Below are 17,649 nucleotides of genomic sequence, written 5' to 3'. Positions count from 1 at the left end.
CCGACTTGGCGAACCGTGGTACCGAACTCACCATCGGTAAGTCGTCCCGCCGTCCGCCTTGGGTCCGGAGCGTCTAGAGCCCCGCCTCCGCCCTGTCAACCCAGACAATCCAGCGAACCGGACCGCCCAACCAGACAAGACAGCATCCAAGAGACAAAAACAGCGGACCATCCAGCCAAGGCCGGATCATCCATCCGCAACATCTCCGAGATGACCGGCCAACCCGCCCCGCCAGTCCCGAAGGACCCGCTGGCCGCCGCCGATGAACAGGCTTCTAGAGGCCCAATCCCGGCCCGTCAACGCCCAAATGACGAACCGATGCGCTTTTCGAGAAGGTTGCGTGACAGGCGGGCGTAAGACGCTGAAAACGCATGGAAACGGCGTTTCTCGGCCCGGACCATTCCGGAGCCCCTCAGCCGGGCGCCGGCCGCCCCTCGACGATGCGGCGTCGAAACCATTCGCGCAGCAGATCACGCTCATGGTCGAACGCGCCGTTCGAGAATCGGGACGCGCGCAGCAGGAAGTTGGGATCGGTCACCACCTCTTCGCCCGCGGCGAGGCGACGACGCCCCTCCGAGAGGACATAGCGCAGGCGAAAGCGCGGCGGGGTGACGTCGCTGACGACACGCAGGCCGAACGGAGCATTGGCGCCGGGCCGTTCGATGCCGGCGAGATCGATGTCGAGGACATCGATGGCAAGACCACGGTCCACCGGGAGGGACCGGCCGAGCCCTTCGAAAATACGCCGGATCTCGCCCAGCGTGATTCTCAGGGTGAGGCCTGATCCGAGACGGTTCTCGGCATCGGTGTAACGGTCCGGCTCGACGAAGCGGACGCTCACCTGGGCCGAGGCGCCGCTCGCCCAAAGTACGAGCGCGGCGGCGACGGCCAGGGAGCGACCGCGCATTCTCAGAAACCCTTCTTCACCCGAGCCAGGGCCCGACCGAGTTCCTCCGCGATCTCTTCCCGATCCGTCGGCGAGGCATCACGGGCCACCACCACGTATTCGCGGCGCGACACCAGGGTCAGGGTCTGGAGGCCGTATTCCTCGTCCTCGACCTTAGTCAGCTTCGTCCAAAGAGGGTTGAATCGCCATTCCCGGCGTTCGCCCCGATGGCTGACGCGCGCCAGCATCACCTCCACGGGCGTGATCATCACCTCTTCGAACGAGTGCCCCCGGCGAAAGCTCGCCTTCAGGGCGGCATAGAGGGCGAGCATGTCGAGGCCGAAGAAGCCGGCCACGGGCCAGAAGCCCGCCTGGATACAAACGATGGAGGTCACCAGCGAGACGAGACCGCACGCAATCATCACGTTGCGGAAACCGTCCGGGCTCAGGGATTGGTTCGGCCGAATGGTGGCGCGGAAGACCGGCCGGTCCATGCTGTCGGGATCGAGCCCGTCCGGATGCATCGGGATATTGCCGCTCGCCATGCGCGCAATATAACGCGGTCATGCGCACGCGACAGCCGACCCCACCGAAGAAATCGCCGCGAGCGAAGCCCGTCGCAAAGCCGATCGTCGCACTCCCCGCGCCCGTGGGGGCGGCAGAGCGGGAGGAGATCTTCGCTCGGCTGCGCGCCGCCGATCCCGAGCCGAAGGCCGAACTCGTCTACCGCAATCCCTTCACCCTCCTCGTGGCCGTGGTCCTGTCGGCCCAGGCGACGGACAAAAGCGTGAATCTCGCGACCGCCCCCCTCTTCGCTGTCGCGGACACGCCGGACAAGATGCTGGCCCTCGGCGAGGAGCGGGTGCGGGATTTCATTCGGACCATCGGTCTGTTCAACACCAAGGCCAAGAACGTCATCGCGTTGTCGCGCATCCTGGTGGAGCGTCACGGGGGCGAGGTGCCACGGGCGCGCGAGGATCTGGAAGTTCTCCCCGGCGTCGGCACCAAGACGGCAAGCGTCGTCCTCAACGTCGCCTTCGGCGTTCCGACCATCGCGGTGGACACCCATATCTTCCGGGTCTCCAATCGCATTCCCCTCTTCGTCGCGCCGACCACCGACAAGGTCCAGGCCGGACTCGAAGCCATCGTGCCGGAGCCCTACCGGCTCAACGCCCATCATTGGCTGATCCTGTTCGGCCGCTACATCTGCAAGGCGCGCAAACCCGAGTGCCCGGTCTGTCCCATCGCGGATCTGTGCCGGTATCCGATGAAGACCGTGGCGGCCTGAGAGCCGCGCCCTCGATCATCGTTTCCGCATCGTCTTTTCCCGAAAGCCGAAACCCACCGTTCGGGACGATGCTCGCGCTTCACCGTAACGCGCGAAAAGTCGGCACCTCCCCAGGGGCCGGATGGCACCCATCCGGCCAGCGCGTTGTGCTGCCAGTTCGGTTCGGGTAGTTTGCGCCACGGTCGTGGAGACTTTCGACGAACGATGCGTCTTTGCGGCCCGGCCACCCGAACGGCCGCCACGCCGCGGATTCCCCATCCTTCGTGCAAAGGAGTCACGGCCCATGGATTTTCTCAAACCACGGTACACGCCTATGAACCGCCGCCGTCGCATCTACGAGGGCAAGGCGAAGGTCCTCTACGAGGGTCCCGAGCCCGGAACGCTCATTCAGCACTTCAAGGATGATGCGACCGCCTTCAACGCGCAGAAGCATGACGTCATCGACGGCAAGGGCGTGCTGAACAACCGGATTTCCGAGTTCGTCTTCCAGCACCTGAACGACATCGGCGTGCCGACGCACTTCATCCGCCGCCTGAACATGCGCGAGCAGCTGATCCGCGAAGTCGAGATCATCCCCCTTGAAGTGGTGGTGCGCAACGTCGCCGCCGGCTCCCTGGCGACCCGCCTCGGCCTGGAGGAAGGCACGCAGCTGCCGCGCTCGATCATCGAGTTCTATTACAAGAACGATGCCCTCAACGACCCGATGGTGTCCGAGGAGCATATCACGGCGTTCGGCTGGGCGACGCCACAGGAGATCGACGACATCATGGCGCTGGCAATCCGCGTCAATGACTTCCTGTCCGGCCTTTTCCTCGGCGTCGGCATCCGCCTCGTCGACTTCAAGATCGAGACCGGCCGTCTGTGGGAAGGCGACATGATGCGCATCGTCGTCGCCGACGAGATCTCCCCGGATTCCTGCCGCCTGTGGGACATCAAGTCCTCGGACAAGCTCGACAAGGACCGCTTCCGCAAGGATCTCGGTGGGCTCATCGAAGCCTATACCGAAGTGGCCAAACGCCTCGGCATCATGTCCGAGAACGAGAAGGTCCAGTCTGGCGGCCCGCGCCTCGTGCAGTAACGTTCAGCGCGGCGCGACCGGGCCGGTCTCCGGCCAACCGGAACGCAACCGCGCATAGGTACCGAGATCGGGATCGAATCCCGGATGATAATGGGGGTCCTGCGTCAGCAGCGGCCCCCATCGCTTTTTGAACGCCGCCACCTCCCCCTCGTGCCGGGCGCGGGCTTGCGGCGTCCAGCGGCGGCTCGCCGCCTCGTCATGGGTGAGGATGGCGCCGCCCACATAAAGGCTGTGATGGCCGGCCGCGTTCAGGCGCAGACACAGGTCGACATCGTTGAAATCCACCGCGAAGGCGGCGGCATCGAAGCCGCCGACATCCCGGAACTTGCTGGCCTCGACCACGAGGCAGGCCGCCGTGACGGCCGAGACGCGGCGGGTGGCGCGCAGGCTCGAAAGATAGCCGGGGGCATCCCCCGGAAAGAACCGGTGGGCGTGGGTGACGAGGCCGCCGGGGCCCAGAATCACGCCGCCATGCTGGATGCGTCCACGCCCGTCGATGAGGCGGGCGCCGACGGCGCCGATCTCGGGGCGCAGGGCCTCGCGCACCATCCGGTCGAGCCAAGTCGGGTCCGTGGCGGCGACGTCGTTGTTGACGAAGGCGAGGACGCGGCCGGTCGCCGCTGCCGCCGCCCTGTTGTTCATGGCGGCGAAATCGAACGGGCCGGGACACGGGACAACCCGGGCGATGCCGTCCCGGGTCAGGGCGGCGAGATACGCCAGGGTTTCGGGGTCGCGACTGTCGTTGTCGCAGATCAGGATTTCCCGGTCCGGCCAGTCGGTGCGGTAGCGCAGGCTGTCGAGGCAGGGCCGCAGGAGATCGAGGCGGTCGCGGGTCGGGACGATGAGGCTGACGCGGGGTGGCGGTTCGGGCAGCGGGCGCGCGAGGGTGATGACGCCGTCCGATCCGAGACGCGCCTCGACCGCCGACCGCCCTCCCCGTTCGAGGTCGCGGCGGACGCAGGTCAGGCGGGCAGCCTCCTCGTCTCGCCCCCCCTCCCCTGCCGGAGGCATCGTGGTTTCGCATGCCCCGTCGAAGCGGGACAGGACGGTGGGCAAGTGGCCGATGGCTCGCCCCCCGAACGAAGCCGCCAGGCGAAGGAGCGCATCGAAGGCCGGGGCCTGCGGATCGAGGTCGTCGAGTCCGCCGACGGCATCGAGGGCGGTGCGGCGGATCGCGACGACGGGGCCGATGTAATCGAACGCCCGGAGGTAATCCGCGTCGAAGGCCGGGCGCAGGATCGGAAGGAACGCGCCGCGTGAGTGCACGAGGGCATCCCCGTAGAGGGTGAGGCGCTCCGGGTGCGCCGCGAAGGTGTGCGCGAGGATGGCACACGCGCCATCTGTGAGGCTGTGGCCGGGCGCCGTGAGAACGATGATGTCGCTAGCCGGATTCGTCGGCCCGGTGAGTTCGTCCGCCGACACCACCGCGATGGTGCCTCCCGCAGCGTCGGCGAAGGATTCCGGCCCCGGCGCGCGATCCGGCCACCGCACGGCATGGTGATCGAGGCCGAAGAGGGCCGCCCGGGCCTGCGCCGCGCGGACACGCTTGCCAGCCAGACGCATCGTCAGGATGGCGGCGGCGTCCCGGGGATACCGGAGGATCGTCGCGGCGGTAGTCCACAGGCGCGCAGAGAGGGCCGGTCGAGCCGGTATGGCGAAGGGTAGCGGATCTCCGGGTATGTTGGTCAGCGGACGATCTCCTGCAGGAGAGTCATTCGAGATCCTCCCCGAAGGTCGTGAGCGAGAGGGCCGGATGATAGTACGGGTCGTGCCGGATGGTGTCGCGCCAGCGGGCGACGAAGCGCTCGGCCTCGGCTTCGAAACGGACCCGCGCCGCGCCGACGGCCGGGCCGCGACTGGTGGATTCGAGGTGAGCCACCACGGCGTGGGGCGTCCACACCGTCTTGTAGCCGGCGGCGCCGAGGCGGAGGCAGAGGTCGACGTCGTTGAAATCGATGGGGAACGCCTCGGCGTCGAGGCCGCCCACGGCATCGTACTTGTGCCGCTCCACGGCGAGGCAGGCGGCGGTGACGGCCGAGACCTCGTGGGCGACGCGCATCTGTCCGAGATGGCCCGGCGTGTCGCCAGGGCGACGGCGCAGGATGTGCCCGGCGCGGCCGCCGAGGCCGACGACGACGCCTGCATGCTGGAGCGTCCCGTCGGCATAGAGGAGCTTGGCGCCGACGGCCCCGACCTCCGGGCGGCACGCCTGCCGTACAAGCGCGTCGAGCCAATCCGCGCGCAGCACGGCGATGTCGTTGTTGAGAAGCACGACGACGCGCCCCCGGCTCGACGCCACACCCGCATTGGTCATGGCCGAAAAATCGAAGGGACCAAGCCAGTCTAGAATCGTCACGCGCGGGTCGCGGCGCAGACCGTCATAATAAGTGTGCACCGCCGGGTCGGTGGAGCCGTTGTCGACGATCACCACCTCGAGGGCCGGATAGGCCGTGCCGTTGAGCAAACCGTCGATCGCGGTGCGGATGAGGTCGAGGCGATCCCGCGAGGGAATCACGATGCTGACCAGGGGGGCGGGTTCGGGCAGGGGCCAGAGCAGATCGGGGCCGGCGGGAAACCTCTGCCAGCGTACCGCAGAACCGGTCTCGGCCAAGTAGCGTTCGACGCGGCCGGCGGGCCACGCCGCGCGGTCGGCGGCCGGGACCTGAAGGAGGATGCGCGGGAGGTGAGCGGCGCGCTCGGGAGCCACCGCCCCGGCAGCGCGCAAACCGATGTCGATCCGACAGGTTTCGGGCGGACCGAACGGACGATCCATCAGATCGGCGAGGAGGCCGCCGGCATAGAGTGTAAAGCCGGGATACCCTTGGGCCAGGGCGAGATCGGGGCTCCAATCCGGCTTCAGGCGGGGGCGCGGATCGTCCGCGACGGTTTCCCCGTCGGCGTAGACCATCTCGGGCGCGCTCGCGGCCCCGAGGGCGTCCGTCATGAGTGCAAGGGCGTCCGGCGTTAAGCATTCGCCGGGCGTGAGAATCCCGAGAACATCCGCATGGGGGACGAGATCCCGCAGCGAAGAGGCCCCGGTCCAATCCCGGTGGCTCACCCGGGGGCCGGCATAGGGCATGGTCTCGCACCCGTCGGCCCAGGCCACGGTGCAATGCCACCGGGACAACGTCTGGGCCATGAGGCTCCGAAGGGTCTGGACCACGGCATCCGCATCGGACCGGCCCGTCGGCAGGACGAGGTGAATCACCGGACCGGCTTCCGGGGGTGAGACGGCTTCGAGGCGCCGCCGCGAGGCGGCCCATTGCCGATAGCGTGTCCGAGGCGCGGTGGCGCAGGCACCGCGCAGGATATCCCGGAACCGTCGCTCATCGCCCCGCACCGCATTGTACAGGGCGGCGAAGGCTCGCGCAGGACGCTTGGCGAAGCACTCGGCGAAGATGTCGGCATGGCTTCGCACGCCCACTCGTTCGAGCTCGAAATCCGTGCGCGGATCGAGGGCGAGGTGGATGTCGGTACAATCCGACGGCAGGTAGCCGAGCCAGGAGGCCGCGCCCAACGCGGCCCCGGGCAGGGGAAACACGTCGTGACGATCAGCGTCCCGGACGAGTCGGATCAGGGGCCGTAGCGGGCGATCGACCGCGTGTTCGCGGTAGGTCAGCACCAGCCATACCCCGCGCGGTGCCCCGGACAGGCGCAGACGCCAGCCGAAGACGGCGTCCTCGCGGGGGTCGAGGGTGAAGGCCGTCGAGCGGCCGAGCCATGCGCCGCGCCTCATGATCCCGGGGCAGACGCTGTTACGGCGCGGCGCGACGGTGCCCTCATTCCTCCGTCGCCGGCGCGGCGACGGGCGCCTCCGAAGTGGCCAAGGGCACCGCCGGCTTGCGGCGGCCCGGGGCGTGATGCGGGGCGCTCCCACCCAGACGGACCTCGATGTCGTAATTGCCCGCGGAAGCCGCCGGTACAATGAGGTCGTCTTCGATGACGGAGAACAGTCCCTGGGCGGCGCCAGACGGCACGGCGACGGCCACCCGGCGGCTACGCGTGGCGATCACCTTGCCGGCAGCTTTGAGGCTGACGGCCAGGGGTGCCTCGAACCGGCCGGGTGCGCCGGCCGGGCCGAGCAGCACGTGCCCTTCGATGCCGACCTTCACGCGAATCCCGCCGTCCTGAAGCCGCGTGCATTCGCGGGCGAGGCGCCCGAGGGTGGTCTGGCTGCGCAAGGCGGTGCCGGACGCGTTGGGCGGATTGCGCAGGGCGGCGCCACCTTCCGGCACGTCGACGGTGGGGCAATAGGGCTCGTCGAGGGGAGCGGCCTGCGACGGGGGCACGGTGGTGCCGCCATATTTGAAGATGTTGGTGAAGATGTTGCCCTCCTCGGCCTGCGCCGCCTGCCCGGCGAGGACGAGCGGAACCACGGTCAGGAGCCACGGAAGGGCCCGGCGGGGATGCTTCGACATGATCCGTTCCCGAGATGCGGCGGTTCGCGGCCGGTCCCTATTTCAGATTCTCGAACCCTTGGGCGAACCCCTTCATGGAGAGGGGGATGCCGACCCCCTCCTCCGGGGTCTGAAACACGATGAAGGTCGCCTGAGCGCCAGCGTTGAATTGCTTGATCAGCCCTTCGTCCATGACCACCTCGGCGACGCAGCCCGTGGTGAGGCAGCGCACGAAGCCGGCACGCCCGATATCGGTCTTGTCGATCTTGAGGCCGAGGCCAGACGGCAGGAGGATGCCCAGGGGCGCCACCACCCGCAGGAGGTAGCCCCGGTTGTCGGCGGTCTTCAGCACGATCACCACGAGGGTGAGGTTCGGGCGGTCCTCGGCGGCGAGATACTGCACTAGGGCACATTGCTCGGCCTTGGCCCCCGCCGGCGTCTCGCACCGCAGCTGCCAATCGCCGAACGTGTTGCGAACCATGCCCTGCGCGGCCGCCGGCGTGCTCAGGCCGGAGGCCACCAAACCGCCCACCAGGGCGAGGCCGGACCAGCGGGCGACGCGGGGGCGGTCACGCCGCAGCATTGCTCGAAATCCCACGCGGAAAACCCCTTGCGGCCGCGCGAACGCGGCAGAAACCCCGGGGCCAGGACCCCGAGGCTTGGGACCATGCGAGAGCCGCATCTGTCAAGCGATGCGACGCCGCTGCCCCCGGCTCACGACATGGCCTTGAGGCGACAGGCCCCGAAACGCGAATGGGCGGCGCCCTCGGCACCGCCCATTCGGATCGACTGACACTCGCCCTGAAGCGGGCGAGACGCCAACAGTTACTTCTTGCCGAACGAGAGGGCACCGAAGCGCGAGTTAAAGCGCGACACGCGACCACCGCGATCGAGCATCTTCTGCTCGCCACCGGTCCAGGCCGGGTGGGTGTTGGGGTCGATGTCGAGGTTGAGGGTGTCACCCTCCTTGCCGTAGGTCGACCGGGTCATGTAGTCGGACCCATCGGTCATCACGACCTTGATGAAGTGATAGTCGGGATGCTCGGTACCCTTGGCCTTGTCGGCCGCACTCTTTGCCATGACGAATCCTTGAAGTACCCCGCCGACCGGCTCGTCTGGCGGCCCGCGGCCTTAGATCACGCGCAATCGGATGAAGGCGCGCCTATACCCCAGGCGTCGGCGCTGGACAAGCGCGGCGCCGCAGGCAATCGCGGGTTCATGCGCGGCTTCATGGAGTTTCAAGCTTTCCACACCGATGTCCGCACCCCGGACATCGCCAACACCGACGAGGCATGATGGCACGCGGCTCGAAAAAGAAAGCGTCCACCGAGGGGCGTCCGCGGGCGCCGCTCGGCTCCCTGCGCCCCCTGGTCCCGTTCGCCGCCGTCTATCGCGGACGAATCCTCGCGGCCTTCCTGTCCCTGCTCATGGCCTCCCTCGCCACCCTGGTGGTGCCCATGGCCCTGCGCCGGGTCATCGATCACGGCTTCTCGCCGGAGGGCCAAAGCGTCATCAACGCCTATTTCGGCGGTCTCATCGGCGTCGTCGCCGTCCTCGCCCTGTCGAGTGCGGCGCGCTACTACACGGTGGTGACGCTGGGCGAACGCGTGGTGGCGGATCTGCGCACCGCCGTGTTCCGACGCCTGACCGAACTCGACCCCGCCTTCTTCGATCGTTCGCTGTCGGGCGAGATCATCTCGCGCCTCACCGCCGACGCCACGCAGGTCAAGGCGGTCTTCGGCGTCAGCATCTCGATCCTGCTCCGCAACGCCTTCCTGTTCACCGGGGCCGTCACCATGATGGTGATCACCAGCCCCAAGCTCTCGATTCTCGTCCTCGTGGCGATCCCCCTCATCGTGTTCCCGCTGATCCTGTCGGGACGCGGCGTGCGGCGGCGCTCCCGCGCGGCGCAGGACCGCCTCGCGGAAGCGTCCGCCTACGCGGCGGAAGCCGTGGGTGCGATCCGCACCATGCAGGCTTTCGGCATGGGCCGCTCCACGGCGGCCCGCTTCGCGCAAGCCTCCGAGAATGCCTACGGGGCCGCCCGCGATTCGATTCGCGCCCGCGCCCTGCTCACGGGTGTCGCCATCTTCCTCATCTCGGCGAGCGTCGTCGGAGTGATGTGGTACGGGGCGCAAGGCGTGCTGGCCGGCACCATGACGGCCGGGCAACTGTCGCAATTCGTGCTCTACGCCGTGTTCGGCGCGAGTGCCCTGGGCCAGCTGTCGGAAGTGTACGGCGAACTCGCGCAGGCCGCCGGCGCCGCCGAGCGCCTCGGTGAGATCCTGGCGGCAAAGCCCGCGATCCAGGCCCCGGCCGATCCGCTCCCCCTGCCCTCCCCGCCGCGCGGCGAGGTGGCGTTCGAGGCCGTGCGCTTCCTCTACCCGACCCGCCCCGACCATCCGTCGCTCGACGGAATCAGCTTCACCATCGCGCCGGGTGAGCGCGTGGCCCTGGTCGGCCCCTCGGGGGCGGGCAAGACCACGGTGCTGCAACTGCTGCTGCGCTTCTACGATCCGCAGAGCGGCACCATCCGGATCGATGGCACCGACATCACGCGGACGGATCCCGATGCCCTGCGCGAGCGCCTGTCCCTCGTTCCCCAGGACCCGGCGGTGTTCTCCGGCTCGGTTCTGGACAATATCCGCTACGGCCGGCCGGAGGCGACGGAGGCGCAGGTTCAGCGCGCCGCCGAACTCGCCCATGCCGACGGGTTCATCCGCGCCCTGCCCCAGGGTTACGCCACCACGGTGGGGGAGCGCGGCGTCACCCTGTCGGGCGGCCAGCGCCAGCGCGTCGCCATCGCCCGCGCCATCCTGAAGGACGCGCCGATCCTGCTCCTCGACGAAGCGACCTCGGCGCTGGATGCCGAGAGCGAGCGCGCGGTGCAGACCGCCCTCGACACCCTGATGCGCGGCCGGACCACCCTGGTCATCGCTCACCGCCTCGCCACCATCCGGGCGGCGGACCGCATCCTCGTCCTCGACGGCGGCCGCATCGTCGAATCCGGCACGCATGACAGTCTCCTGGCGCGGGGTGCGCTCTACGCTCAGCTCGCCGCGCTCCAATTCACCGATGCGTTCGAAGAGACGTCCCGACGCGAATCGCGCGCGCAGCGCGAAGCGCTGCCGGCCGAGTAGGAGCCCGGCGATGGATTTCACCCGTTTTCCCCGCCTGCCCCTCCTCGACCTGCCGAGCCCCATCGAGCCCCTCGACGGGCTCGGCCGGCACCTCGGCGGCAGTCTCAACGGGGTCCGGCTGTTCGTGAAGCGCGACGACCTCGCCCGGTTCGGCATCGGCGGCAACAAGCTGCGCAAGCTCGAATTCCTCCTCGGGGCCGCCCGCGCCGAGGGGGCCGACACGGTGATCACGGTCGGAGCGATCCAATCGAACCATGCGCGTCTCACGGCCGCCGCCGCCGCGCGGTCGGGGTTCGCCTGTGAACTCTTCCTCACACGCAGCGTGCCTCGGTCGACGGACGCCTATACCCGCAGCGGCAACCGTCTCCTCGACGACGTGTTCGGTGCCACCGTCCACGAACTTCCCGCCGAGGCCGATTCCCTCGGACATGCCGAAGCGCGGGCCGAGGAACTTCGCGCGGCGGGGCGGCGGGTCTACGTGTTTCCCTCCGGCGGTTCGAGCCCGGTCGGCTGCCTCGGCTACGCGGCGTGCGCCGCCGAAATCCTCGTGCAGGCCGAAGCCACGAGTCTCGACCTCGCGCAGATCGTCGTCCCGAACGGCAGTTGCGGCACCCATGCGGGCCTTGCCGCCGGCCTTCGCGCCTCGGGGCGCGATCCGCGTCTCGCCAAATCCTACGCCGTGCTGGAAACGGCGGACCGGGCCAGGGCGATCACCCTCGACAAGGCCAACGCCACCCTGTCCCTCCTCGCGCCCGATGCCGCACTCGCGGCCGACGACATCCTCATCGACGGAGCCCATCGCGGCTCCGGCTACGGCATTCCAACCGAGGAGATGCTCGACGCCGTGCGCCTCCTCGCCCGGACTGAAGGCCTGCTCCTCGATCCCGTCTATAGCGGCAAGGCCTTCGCGGGCCTGCTGCACGATGTGCGGGCGGCGCGTTACCCTGCGGGCGCGGCCGTGCTGTTCGTGATGACCGGCGGCGTACCGGGCCTGTTCGCCTATCCGGAGGTCATGGCCGGCTGAGCCAGGCCCCTCAGCGTTCCGTGAGCTTCATCTCGATCCGGCGATTGCGGGCATAGGCTTCCTCGGTCGTGCCCGGATCGATGGGCTGGAACTCGCCGAAGGCGCCCGCCAGCAGGCGCTGGGCCGGAATGCCCTTCGCGACCATGGCCTGCACCACCGCGATGGCACGCGCCGCCGAGAGCGACCAGTTCGAGGGAAATTGCGCGCTGGCGATGGGCCGGACATCCGTGTGGCCGTCGACCCGCAACACCCACGGAATATCGGCCGGGATCTGCCGCGACAGGTCGAGGATAGCCCCGGCGATCCGGTCGAGTTCCGGCGCCGCCTCCGGCTTCAGGGTCGCGGAGCCCGCCGGAAACAGCACTTCGGATTGCAGGACGAAACGGTCGCCGACGACGCGGATGTCCGGGCGGCTGCCGAGGATCTGACGCAGGCGACCGAAGAAGTCCGAGCGGTAGCGCGCCAGTTCCTGGACTTTCTGCGCCAGCGCCACGTTGAGACGGCTGCCGAGATCGGCGATGCGGGCTTGGCTCTCCTTGTCGCGGTTTTCCGAAGCCGCCAGGGCGTCCTCCAAGGCGGCGAGCTGCCGGCGCATGGCGGCGATCTGCTCGTTGAGGAGGTCGATCTGCGTCGCCGCGCGGGCCGCCCCCGCCCGATCCGCGGCGAGTTGTCGATCCACCTCGCCCTGCTTTGCGGTGGCGCCCTCACCCGCTTCGGATTTGAGCTTGAGGCGGTCTCGCTCGGCTTCGGCGCCCAGCAGGGTGTTGCGCAGGGACGAGACGGTCGCTTCCTGCGTCTTGCGGCTCGACCGTTCGAGGGCGAGGAGGTCGGTGAGATCGGCGATCTGGCGATTGAGGCGGGTGAGCACCGAATCGCGGCCGGTGATTTCCTGCGACAGGAAGAATTGGCCCACCACGAAGATGGTGAGCAGGAAGACGACGGCGAGCAGCAGGGTCGCCAGGGCATCGACGTAACCCGGCCAGACGTTGACGGACCGATCGCGCCGAGAGCGCAGCGAAGCCATGTCAGGTCCGCTCGCGGCCGAGGCGGTCGAGCACCTGCTTCAGTTCGCGCTCGCGGGTCGCCTGAGCCTCAACCCAGTCGCGGATCATCTGCTGCTCCGCCCGCATGTGCTGGACGAGGCCCTGGATCCCTTCCGCGAGGTTGGTCATGGCCTGGGTCGCCACCCGGCCGTTGGCGCCCTCGGCCACCACGGCGGTGAGGCGGTCCACCGCCGCCTGCAACTCGCGGGCGGAAGCCGGCTCGTGCGCCTTCGCGGGGGCCGCCGCCACGGCCTCTCCGGACATCAGCCAGTCCTCGAGTTCGTTGTGGAAGCGGGCATGGGCCTGACCCGCCTGGAGATCGAGGAAGCCGACGATGAGGGAGCTGGCGAGGCCGAACAGCGAGGCCGAGAAGGCGAGGCCGATGCCCGACAGGGGCACGGCGAGGCCGTTCTTCAACTCGTCGAACATCGCCGCCGCCTCGCCGCCGCCCCGCATGGTCCGGATGACCGAACCGACGGCGCTGAGCGTATCGATCAGGCCCCAGAAGGTGCCGAGGAGGCCGAGCAGGATGAGGAGGCCCGAGACGTAGCGCAGGATCTCGCGGCCCTCGTCGAGGCGGGCCGCTACCGTATCGAGGAAGGCGCGGGTGCCCGGCAGGGTCGTGCCCTGGCGTCGCGCGCCAAGCGCCGGCACCAGGGGCGCCATCAGGGACGGCACCTTCGCGGGCGTCTCGCCGGCCACGACGGCGTTGACGTAGGCCGCTTCGCGGTAGAGCCGGATCACCTGCCCGAAGGCGAGCAGAACGGCGATGAGCAGCACGCCCAGGATCAGGCCGTTGAGACCCGGATTGGCGAGGAAGGCCGGGGTGATCTGCCGGAACAGCACGAAGGCGAGAAAGCCTACGAGGGCGAGGAACACCCCCATCCGTACGAGGTAGATGCCGGGCCGGGCGAGCTTCGCAGTCGCGGGAGGGGTCGCCATCGGCTCGGACACTCTTGACGCAACGACGGGGGATCCCGCTGGGCGGAACGATTTCGACCGTACAGTGGCCATAGCCTCGCTCCCGATCAAGCCGCCTCCGTGGTCATCCCCGTGAAGCGGGGCTAATCCCATGATCGCGGCCAGGTTTCTTCGAGGTGCGGCCCCAGACGCACGGGCCAGACACCCGTGGCGAGCCCGGTGCGGTCGTCGGTCTCCACCGCGAGGCCGCTCAAGGTACCCTCCCCTTGCGCGGCTTCGAGGCGTGCGCCCGGCGTCTTCTGCAGGAAGCGGCGCAGGGGCTCGTCCTTCTGCATGCCGAGGATCGAATCGTAATCGCCGCACATGCCCGCATCCGAGAGGTAGGCGGTGCCGCCGGGCAGGATGCGGTGATCCGCCGTCGGCGTGTGCGTATGGGTGCCGACCACGAGGCTGGCGCGGCCGTCGAGGAAGTAGCCGAAGGCCTGCTTCTCGCTCGTCGCCTCGGCGTGGACATCGACGATGACCGCATCGGCGACCTCACCGAGGGGGCAGGCCGTCAACTCGCGCTCGGCCGCCGCGAACGGATCGTCGAGGGCATCCATGTAGATGCGGCCCATGACGTTGAGGACGAGGACGCGGGCGCCCCCTTCCGTCTCGACCACGGTGGCGCCGCGCCCCGGCGTGCCGGGCGGGTAGTTCGCCGGGCGGACGAGACGCGGCTGGCGGGCGATGAAGACCAGGGCTTCGCGCTGATCGAACGAATGGTTTCCGAGCGTCACCGCATCGGCGCCGGCCTGCAGGAGTTCGTCGCAGATGGCTTCCGTGAGGCCGAAGCCCCCGGCGGCGTTCTCGCCGTTGATCACCACGCAATCGAGGCGCCAGCGCTGACGGAGTTTCGGCAGGCGGTCCGTGACCGCATGGCGACCGGGCCGGCCCACGACGTCGCCGAGGAAGAGAAGACGCATGGCGGGTCTGTCAGGCTCGCGTCAGCGAGACCGGGCCCGCTTCGGTGATGAGATGGTCGAGGGGTTGGTCGTGGGCCTCGGCCGGGACCGCGTCTACGGCCTGCACCGAGAAGGCGATGCCGATGGTCAGTACGGGGCCATTGCGCGACAGGCGCTCGATGGCCTGATCGTAGTAACCCCGCCCGTAGCCGATGCGGTGGCCCCGGATGTCGTAGGCGGCGAGGGGCACGATCAGGGCGGCGGGATCGAGGGGCGGCAGGCTGTCGTCGGGCTCGCTGAGGCCGAAACTCCCGCGCACCAGGGCCTCGCCCACCCGCCATTCGCGGAACACGAGGCCGTCCGGCGTCACCTTCGGCAGGGCGACGCGCTGGCCTCGGGCGAACAGGCGCTCGATGAGGGGCCGGGGATCGACCTCGCTGCGGATCGGCCAGAAGGCGCCGACGATGGGGGCCTGGGCCAAGTCCGGGATGGCCATCACCCCATCGGCGATGGCGAGGGCGCCCGCGCGCCGCGCCTCCGGGTCGAGGGCATCGCGCCGCCCGAGGGCGGCTTGGCGGAGGGACGCTTTCAGGGAAGCGGAGGAAGAGGGGTGCGGAGCCACGTGAGCCGTTGGAGTGTCGATCCCGGGAAACCTACAGTGTAGGTGGGCGCCGTGTTGGCCGAGTCCAGGGACAGGGCCAGGGACAGCTCCCTGGGGAGTCGATAAGGCCCCGGGGAAAGTTCTCCTGACGAACGCGGCAGCCCCGCCGACGCAATGTAGCGATGGCCCGCGGCCGACGCCAGGGGGAGCCGAGGGATTTACCCCGCCGAAAGCGACTTCGTCAGCCGCTCCAGGCGCTCCGCGCATCGCCCGAGGGCATCGGCGGTGCGGGCCTCTTCCTCGGCGCGCTCCGTGTCGGCGGCGTCCACCCGTTCGCGCAGGGCAGCGGTCTCAGCCTCCAAAGCGGCGAGCCTGCGGTTGGTCTCATCGAGTTCGTCGGCCTGCATCAGCGCCGCCATGACGTGCAGGCGCATGTCGCCGATCTCACCGAACGACCGGCGCATGCCGACGATGCGGGCATCGAGGCCGCTCGCCAGGGCGGTGAGGTGCGGCTCGTCGCCCTCGGCGCAGGCCATCCGGTAGGTCTTGCCGTCGATGGTGACGTTGATCTGGGGCATCGGGCCTTCGGGTCGGGCGGGTCGGACAGGCTAGCGCGGGCGGCCGGAGGGAACCAGCACGCCCTCCACGGTCGCGATGGCCCGGCCGAGCCGGCGCCCGACATCGTCGGTGGCCGCCTCCACCGTCGCGAGGCGGGCGCTGGCGGCGTCGAGCTCGGCGGCGAGGCGGGCGCGGTCCTCGGCCATGATCGCGAGCTCGGTTTCGAGGTCCCCCGGATCGCGCTCGGCTTCGAATCGCTGTCCCACCGCCGCTTCGAGGCGCGTGAGGGCCGTCGTCAGTTGCAGGAGAGCATCGTCGATGGCCTTGCTCACGAAACACGCCTCCCCCGGCCAGTCCGGGCAACCCAACAGGGCTCCGATACCATAAGGCAACCGTCCGAGCACAGGCGCAGATCGACGGCTGCACCGAAGGATTCGGGCGACGACCATGCACACCGAAGATGATGACACTTCAACGCGTTCCTCCGGCGCGACCTTTGCCACGCCAGACCCTCATGCTAGAGACCGGCCGCCCGCCAATCGGATCTCGCATTCCGTGACACGTTCAGGCCCCTCGCGCGCATCCTCCGAATTCCGGACGATCCCGAATGGCCGGACGGCGACCGCAATTCATCGCGCGTTCAACCTGGATTCGCGCAGTGCGGGCGACAGATCGGGGACTCTCACCCCGGTCTCCATGCTGGAGGACGCCGCCGGGGTGGTGTCCGTTTCAAGGGAAGGGTTCACGCCGTGTCGGTGAAAGTCGCCATCAACGGGTTCGGACGTATCGGCCGCAACGTGCTGCGCGCCATCCACGAGTCCGGCCGCAAGGACATCGAGGTGGTGGCCATCAACGATCTCGGCCCCGTCGAGACCAATGCCCACCTCCTGCGCTTCGATTCGATCCACGGCCGCTTCAACGCCAAGGTCGAGGTGGACGGCGAGTTCATCGTGGTCGACGGCCAGCGCATCCGCGTCACCGCCGTGCGCAATCCGGCCGAGCTGCCGCACCGTGAACTCGGCGTCGACATCGCGCTGGAATGCACCGGCATCTTCACCTCGAAGGACAAGGCCAAGGCCCACCTCGACGCCGGCGCCAAGCGCGTCATCGTGTCGGCCCCCGCCGACAACGCCGACCTCACCGTGGTGTACGGCATCAACCATCAGGACCTGACGGCCGATCACCTCGTGATCTCCAACGCCTCCTGCACCACGAACTGTCTCGTGCCGGTGGCCAAGGTGCTCAACGATCTCGTGGGGATCGAGCGCGGCTTCATGACCACGATCCACTCCTACACCAACGACCAGCCGTCGCTGGACCAGATGCATAAGGACCTCTACCGGGCGCGCGCCGCCGCCCTGTCGATGATCCCGACCTCCACGGGTGCCGCCAAGGCCGTCGGCCTCGTGCTGCCGGAACTGAAGGGTAAGCTCGACGGCACGTCGATCCGCGTGCCGACCCCCAACGTGTCGGCCGTGGACCTCGTGTTCACCGCCAAGCGCGCCACCACCGTGGACGAGATCAACGGCGCCATCCGGGCCGCCGCCGACGGCCCGCTCAAGGGCGTGCTGGGCTACACGGACCAGCCCAACGTCTCCATCGACTTCAACCACGACCCGCACTCCTCCACCTTCCACCTCGACCAGACCAAGGTGATGGACGGCACGTTCGTGCGCATTCTCGCCTGGTACGACAACGAATGGGGCTTCTCGAACCGCATGGCCGACACGGCCGTGGCCCTCGGCAAGCTGATCTGACCGAGACCGCCC

General features: G+C 68.9%; 19 protein-coding genes and 1 other RNA gene. 6 read left to right on the top strand and 14 right to left on the bottom strand.

Features of this window, described 5'->3' with window-relative positions; all coding sequences use genetic code 11:
- Positions 1-412: 412 nt before the first annotated feature.
- On the bottom strand, positions 413-907 hold the full coding sequence (locus BM249_RS13545) for a DUF3016 domain-containing protein (RefSeq protein WP_091972604.1): 495 nt from the start codon (positions 905-907) through the stop codon (positions 413-415).
- Positions 908-909: 2 nt separating this feature from the next.
- Complete coding sequence (locus BM249_RS13540) at positions 910-1,431, bottom strand: DUF2244 domain-containing protein (protein WP_091972603.1); 522 nt, start codon at positions 1,429-1,431, stop codon at positions 910-912.
- A gap of 20 nt (positions 1,432-1,451) precedes the next feature.
- On the opposite strand from BM249_RS13540, the gene nth reads away from it, so the two are divergent.
- Together nth and purC are read left to right on the top strand one after the other, a co-directional pair.
- Positions 1,452-2,174, top strand: coding sequence for an endonuclease III (nth, locus tag BM249_RS13535; protein ID WP_091972601.1), 723 nt, complete (start codon positions 1,452-1,454; stop codon positions 2,172-2,174).
- Between the two features lie 283 nt (positions 2,175-2,457).
- Positions 2,458-3,252: a phosphoribosylaminoimidazolesuccinocarboxamide synthase gene (gene purC / locus BM249_RS13530; protein ID WP_091972600.1), complete on the top strand. Its 795-nt coding sequence runs from the start codon at positions 2,458-2,460 to the stop codon at positions 3,250-3,252.
- A 3-nt stretch (positions 3,253-3,255) separates the two neighbouring features.
- Here purC and BM249_RS13525 read toward each other — a convergent pair whose 3' ends face one another.
- The 5 genes from BM249_RS13525 to rpmE all read right to left on the bottom strand — a co-directional run bounded on the left by BM249_RS13525 (position 3,256) and on the right by rpmE (position 8,729).
- Complete coding sequence (locus tag BM249_RS13525; protein ID WP_091972598.1) at positions 3,256-4,815, bottom strand: glycosyltransferase; 1,560 nt, start codon at positions 4,813-4,815, stop codon at positions 3,256-3,258.
- Between the two features lie 148 nt (positions 4,816-4,963).
- Entirely contained in the window at positions 4,964-6,988 is a 2,025-nt protein-coding gene (locus tag BM249_RS13520) for a glycosyltransferase family 2 protein (RefSeq protein ID WP_091972596.1), read from the bottom strand.
- A 43-nt stretch (positions 6,989-7,031) separates the two neighbouring features.
- Positions 7,032-7,670, bottom strand: coding sequence for a hypothetical protein (locus tag BM249_RS13515; RefSeq protein WP_091972594.1), 639 nt, complete (start codon positions 7,668-7,670; stop codon positions 7,032-7,034).
- 37 nt (positions 7,671-7,707) lie between these two features.
- The gene (locus tag BM249_RS13510; RefSeq protein ID WP_091972589.1) at positions 7,708-8,232 is read right to left on the bottom strand and encodes an invasion associated locus B family protein; all 525 of its coding nucleotides are present in this window, start codon (positions 8,230-8,232) and stop codon (positions 7,708-7,710) included.
- A gap of 242 nt (positions 8,233-8,474) precedes the next feature.
- A complete protein-coding gene (gene rpmE, locus BM249_RS13505; protein ID WP_018045309.1) occupies positions 8,475-8,729 on the bottom strand; it encodes a 50S ribosomal protein L31 in 255 nt (84 codons plus the stop codon).
- A 9-nt stretch (positions 8,730-8,738) separates the two neighbouring features.
- Between rpmE and BM249_RS13500 the strand changes: the two genes are divergently transcribed.
- Genes BM249_RS13500 through BM249_RS13490 form a run of 3 tightly spaced genes read left to right on the top strand, consistent with a single transcriptional unit; the run spans position 8,739 to position 11,813 of the window.
- Entirely contained in the window at positions 8,739-8,945 is a 207-nt protein-coding gene (locus tag BM249_RS13500) for a hypothetical protein (protein ID WP_091972588.1), read from the top strand.
- A complete protein-coding gene (locus BM249_RS13495; protein WP_091972587.1) occupies positions 8,945-10,789 on the top strand; it encodes an ABC transporter transmembrane domain-containing protein in 1,845 nt (614 codons plus the stop codon). Before BM249_RS13500 ends, BM249_RS13495 begins: the two co-directional genes overlap by 1 nt.
- 10 nt (positions 10,790-10,799) lie before the next feature.
- Positions 10,800-11,813, top strand: a complete 1,014-nt coding sequence (locus tag BM249_RS13490) for a D-cysteine desulfhydrase family protein (RefSeq protein ID WP_091972586.1) — start codon at positions 10,800-10,802, stop codon at positions 11,811-11,813.
- Positions 11,814-11,823: 10 nt separating this feature from the next.
- Here the strand turns inward: BM249_RS13490 and BM249_RS13485 are convergent, their stop codons facing one another.
- The 7 genes from BM249_RS13485 to BM249_RS13455 form a co-directional block, all read right to left on the bottom strand.
- The gene (locus BM249_RS13485; protein ID WP_091972585.1) at positions 11,824-12,837 is read right to left on the bottom strand and encodes a peptidoglycan -binding protein; all 1,014 of its coding nucleotides are present in this window, start codon (positions 12,835-12,837) and stop codon (positions 11,824-11,826) included.
- Between the two features lies 1 nt (position 12,838).
- A complete protein-coding gene (locus BM249_RS13480; RefSeq protein ID WP_091972583.1) occupies positions 12,839-13,798 on the bottom strand; it encodes a MotA/TolQ/ExbB proton channel family protein in 960 nt (319 codons plus the stop codon).
- 122 nt (positions 13,799-13,920) lie between these two features.
- On the bottom strand, positions 13,921-14,742 hold the full coding sequence (locus BM249_RS13475; RefSeq protein WP_091972582.1) for a TIGR00282 family metallophosphoesterase: 822 nt from the start codon (positions 14,740-14,742) through the stop codon (positions 13,921-13,923).
- Positions 14,743-14,752: 10 nt separating this feature from the next.
- On the bottom strand, positions 14,753-15,343 hold the full coding sequence (locus BM249_RS13470; protein WP_091972580.1) for a 5-formyltetrahydrofolate cyclo-ligase: 591 nt from the start codon (positions 15,341-15,343) through the stop codon (positions 14,753-14,755).
- Positions 15,333-15,489: non-coding RNA, 6S RNA (gene ssrS, locus BM249_RS13465), on the bottom strand. The genes BM249_RS13470 and ssrS overlap by 11 nt, the downstream gene beginning before the upstream one ends.
- Before the next feature lie 51 nt (positions 15,490-15,540).
- Positions 15,541-15,900, bottom strand: a complete 360-nt coding sequence (locus BM249_RS13460; protein WP_091972579.1) for a cell division protein ZapA — start codon at positions 15,898-15,900, stop codon at positions 15,541-15,543.
- 30 nt (positions 15,901-15,930) lie between these two features.
- Entirely contained in the window at positions 15,931-16,212 is a 282-nt protein-coding gene (locus tag BM249_RS13455) for a DUF4164 domain-containing protein (protein WP_244528744.1), read from the bottom strand.
- Positions 16,213-16,629: 417 nt separating this feature from the next.
- On the opposite strand from BM249_RS13455, the gene gap reads away from it, so the two are divergent.
- A complete protein-coding gene (gene gap / locus BM249_RS13450) occupies positions 16,630-17,637 on the top strand; it encodes a type I glyceraldehyde-3-phosphate dehydrogenase (protein ID WP_091972577.1) in 1,008 nt (335 codons plus the stop codon).
- Positions 17,638-17,649: the final 12 nt, after the last annotated feature.

Origin of the sequence: Methylobacterium gossipiicola (genome assembly GCF_900113485.1) — a bacterium.
GTDB classification, from domain to species: Bacteria; Pseudomonadota; Alphaproteobacteria; order Rhizobiales; family Beijerinckiaceae; genus Methylobacterium; species Methylobacterium gossipiicola.
The sequence above is the reverse complement of the archived record's forward strand: the minus strand, read 5'-3'. Positions and strand labels throughout refer to the sequence as shown.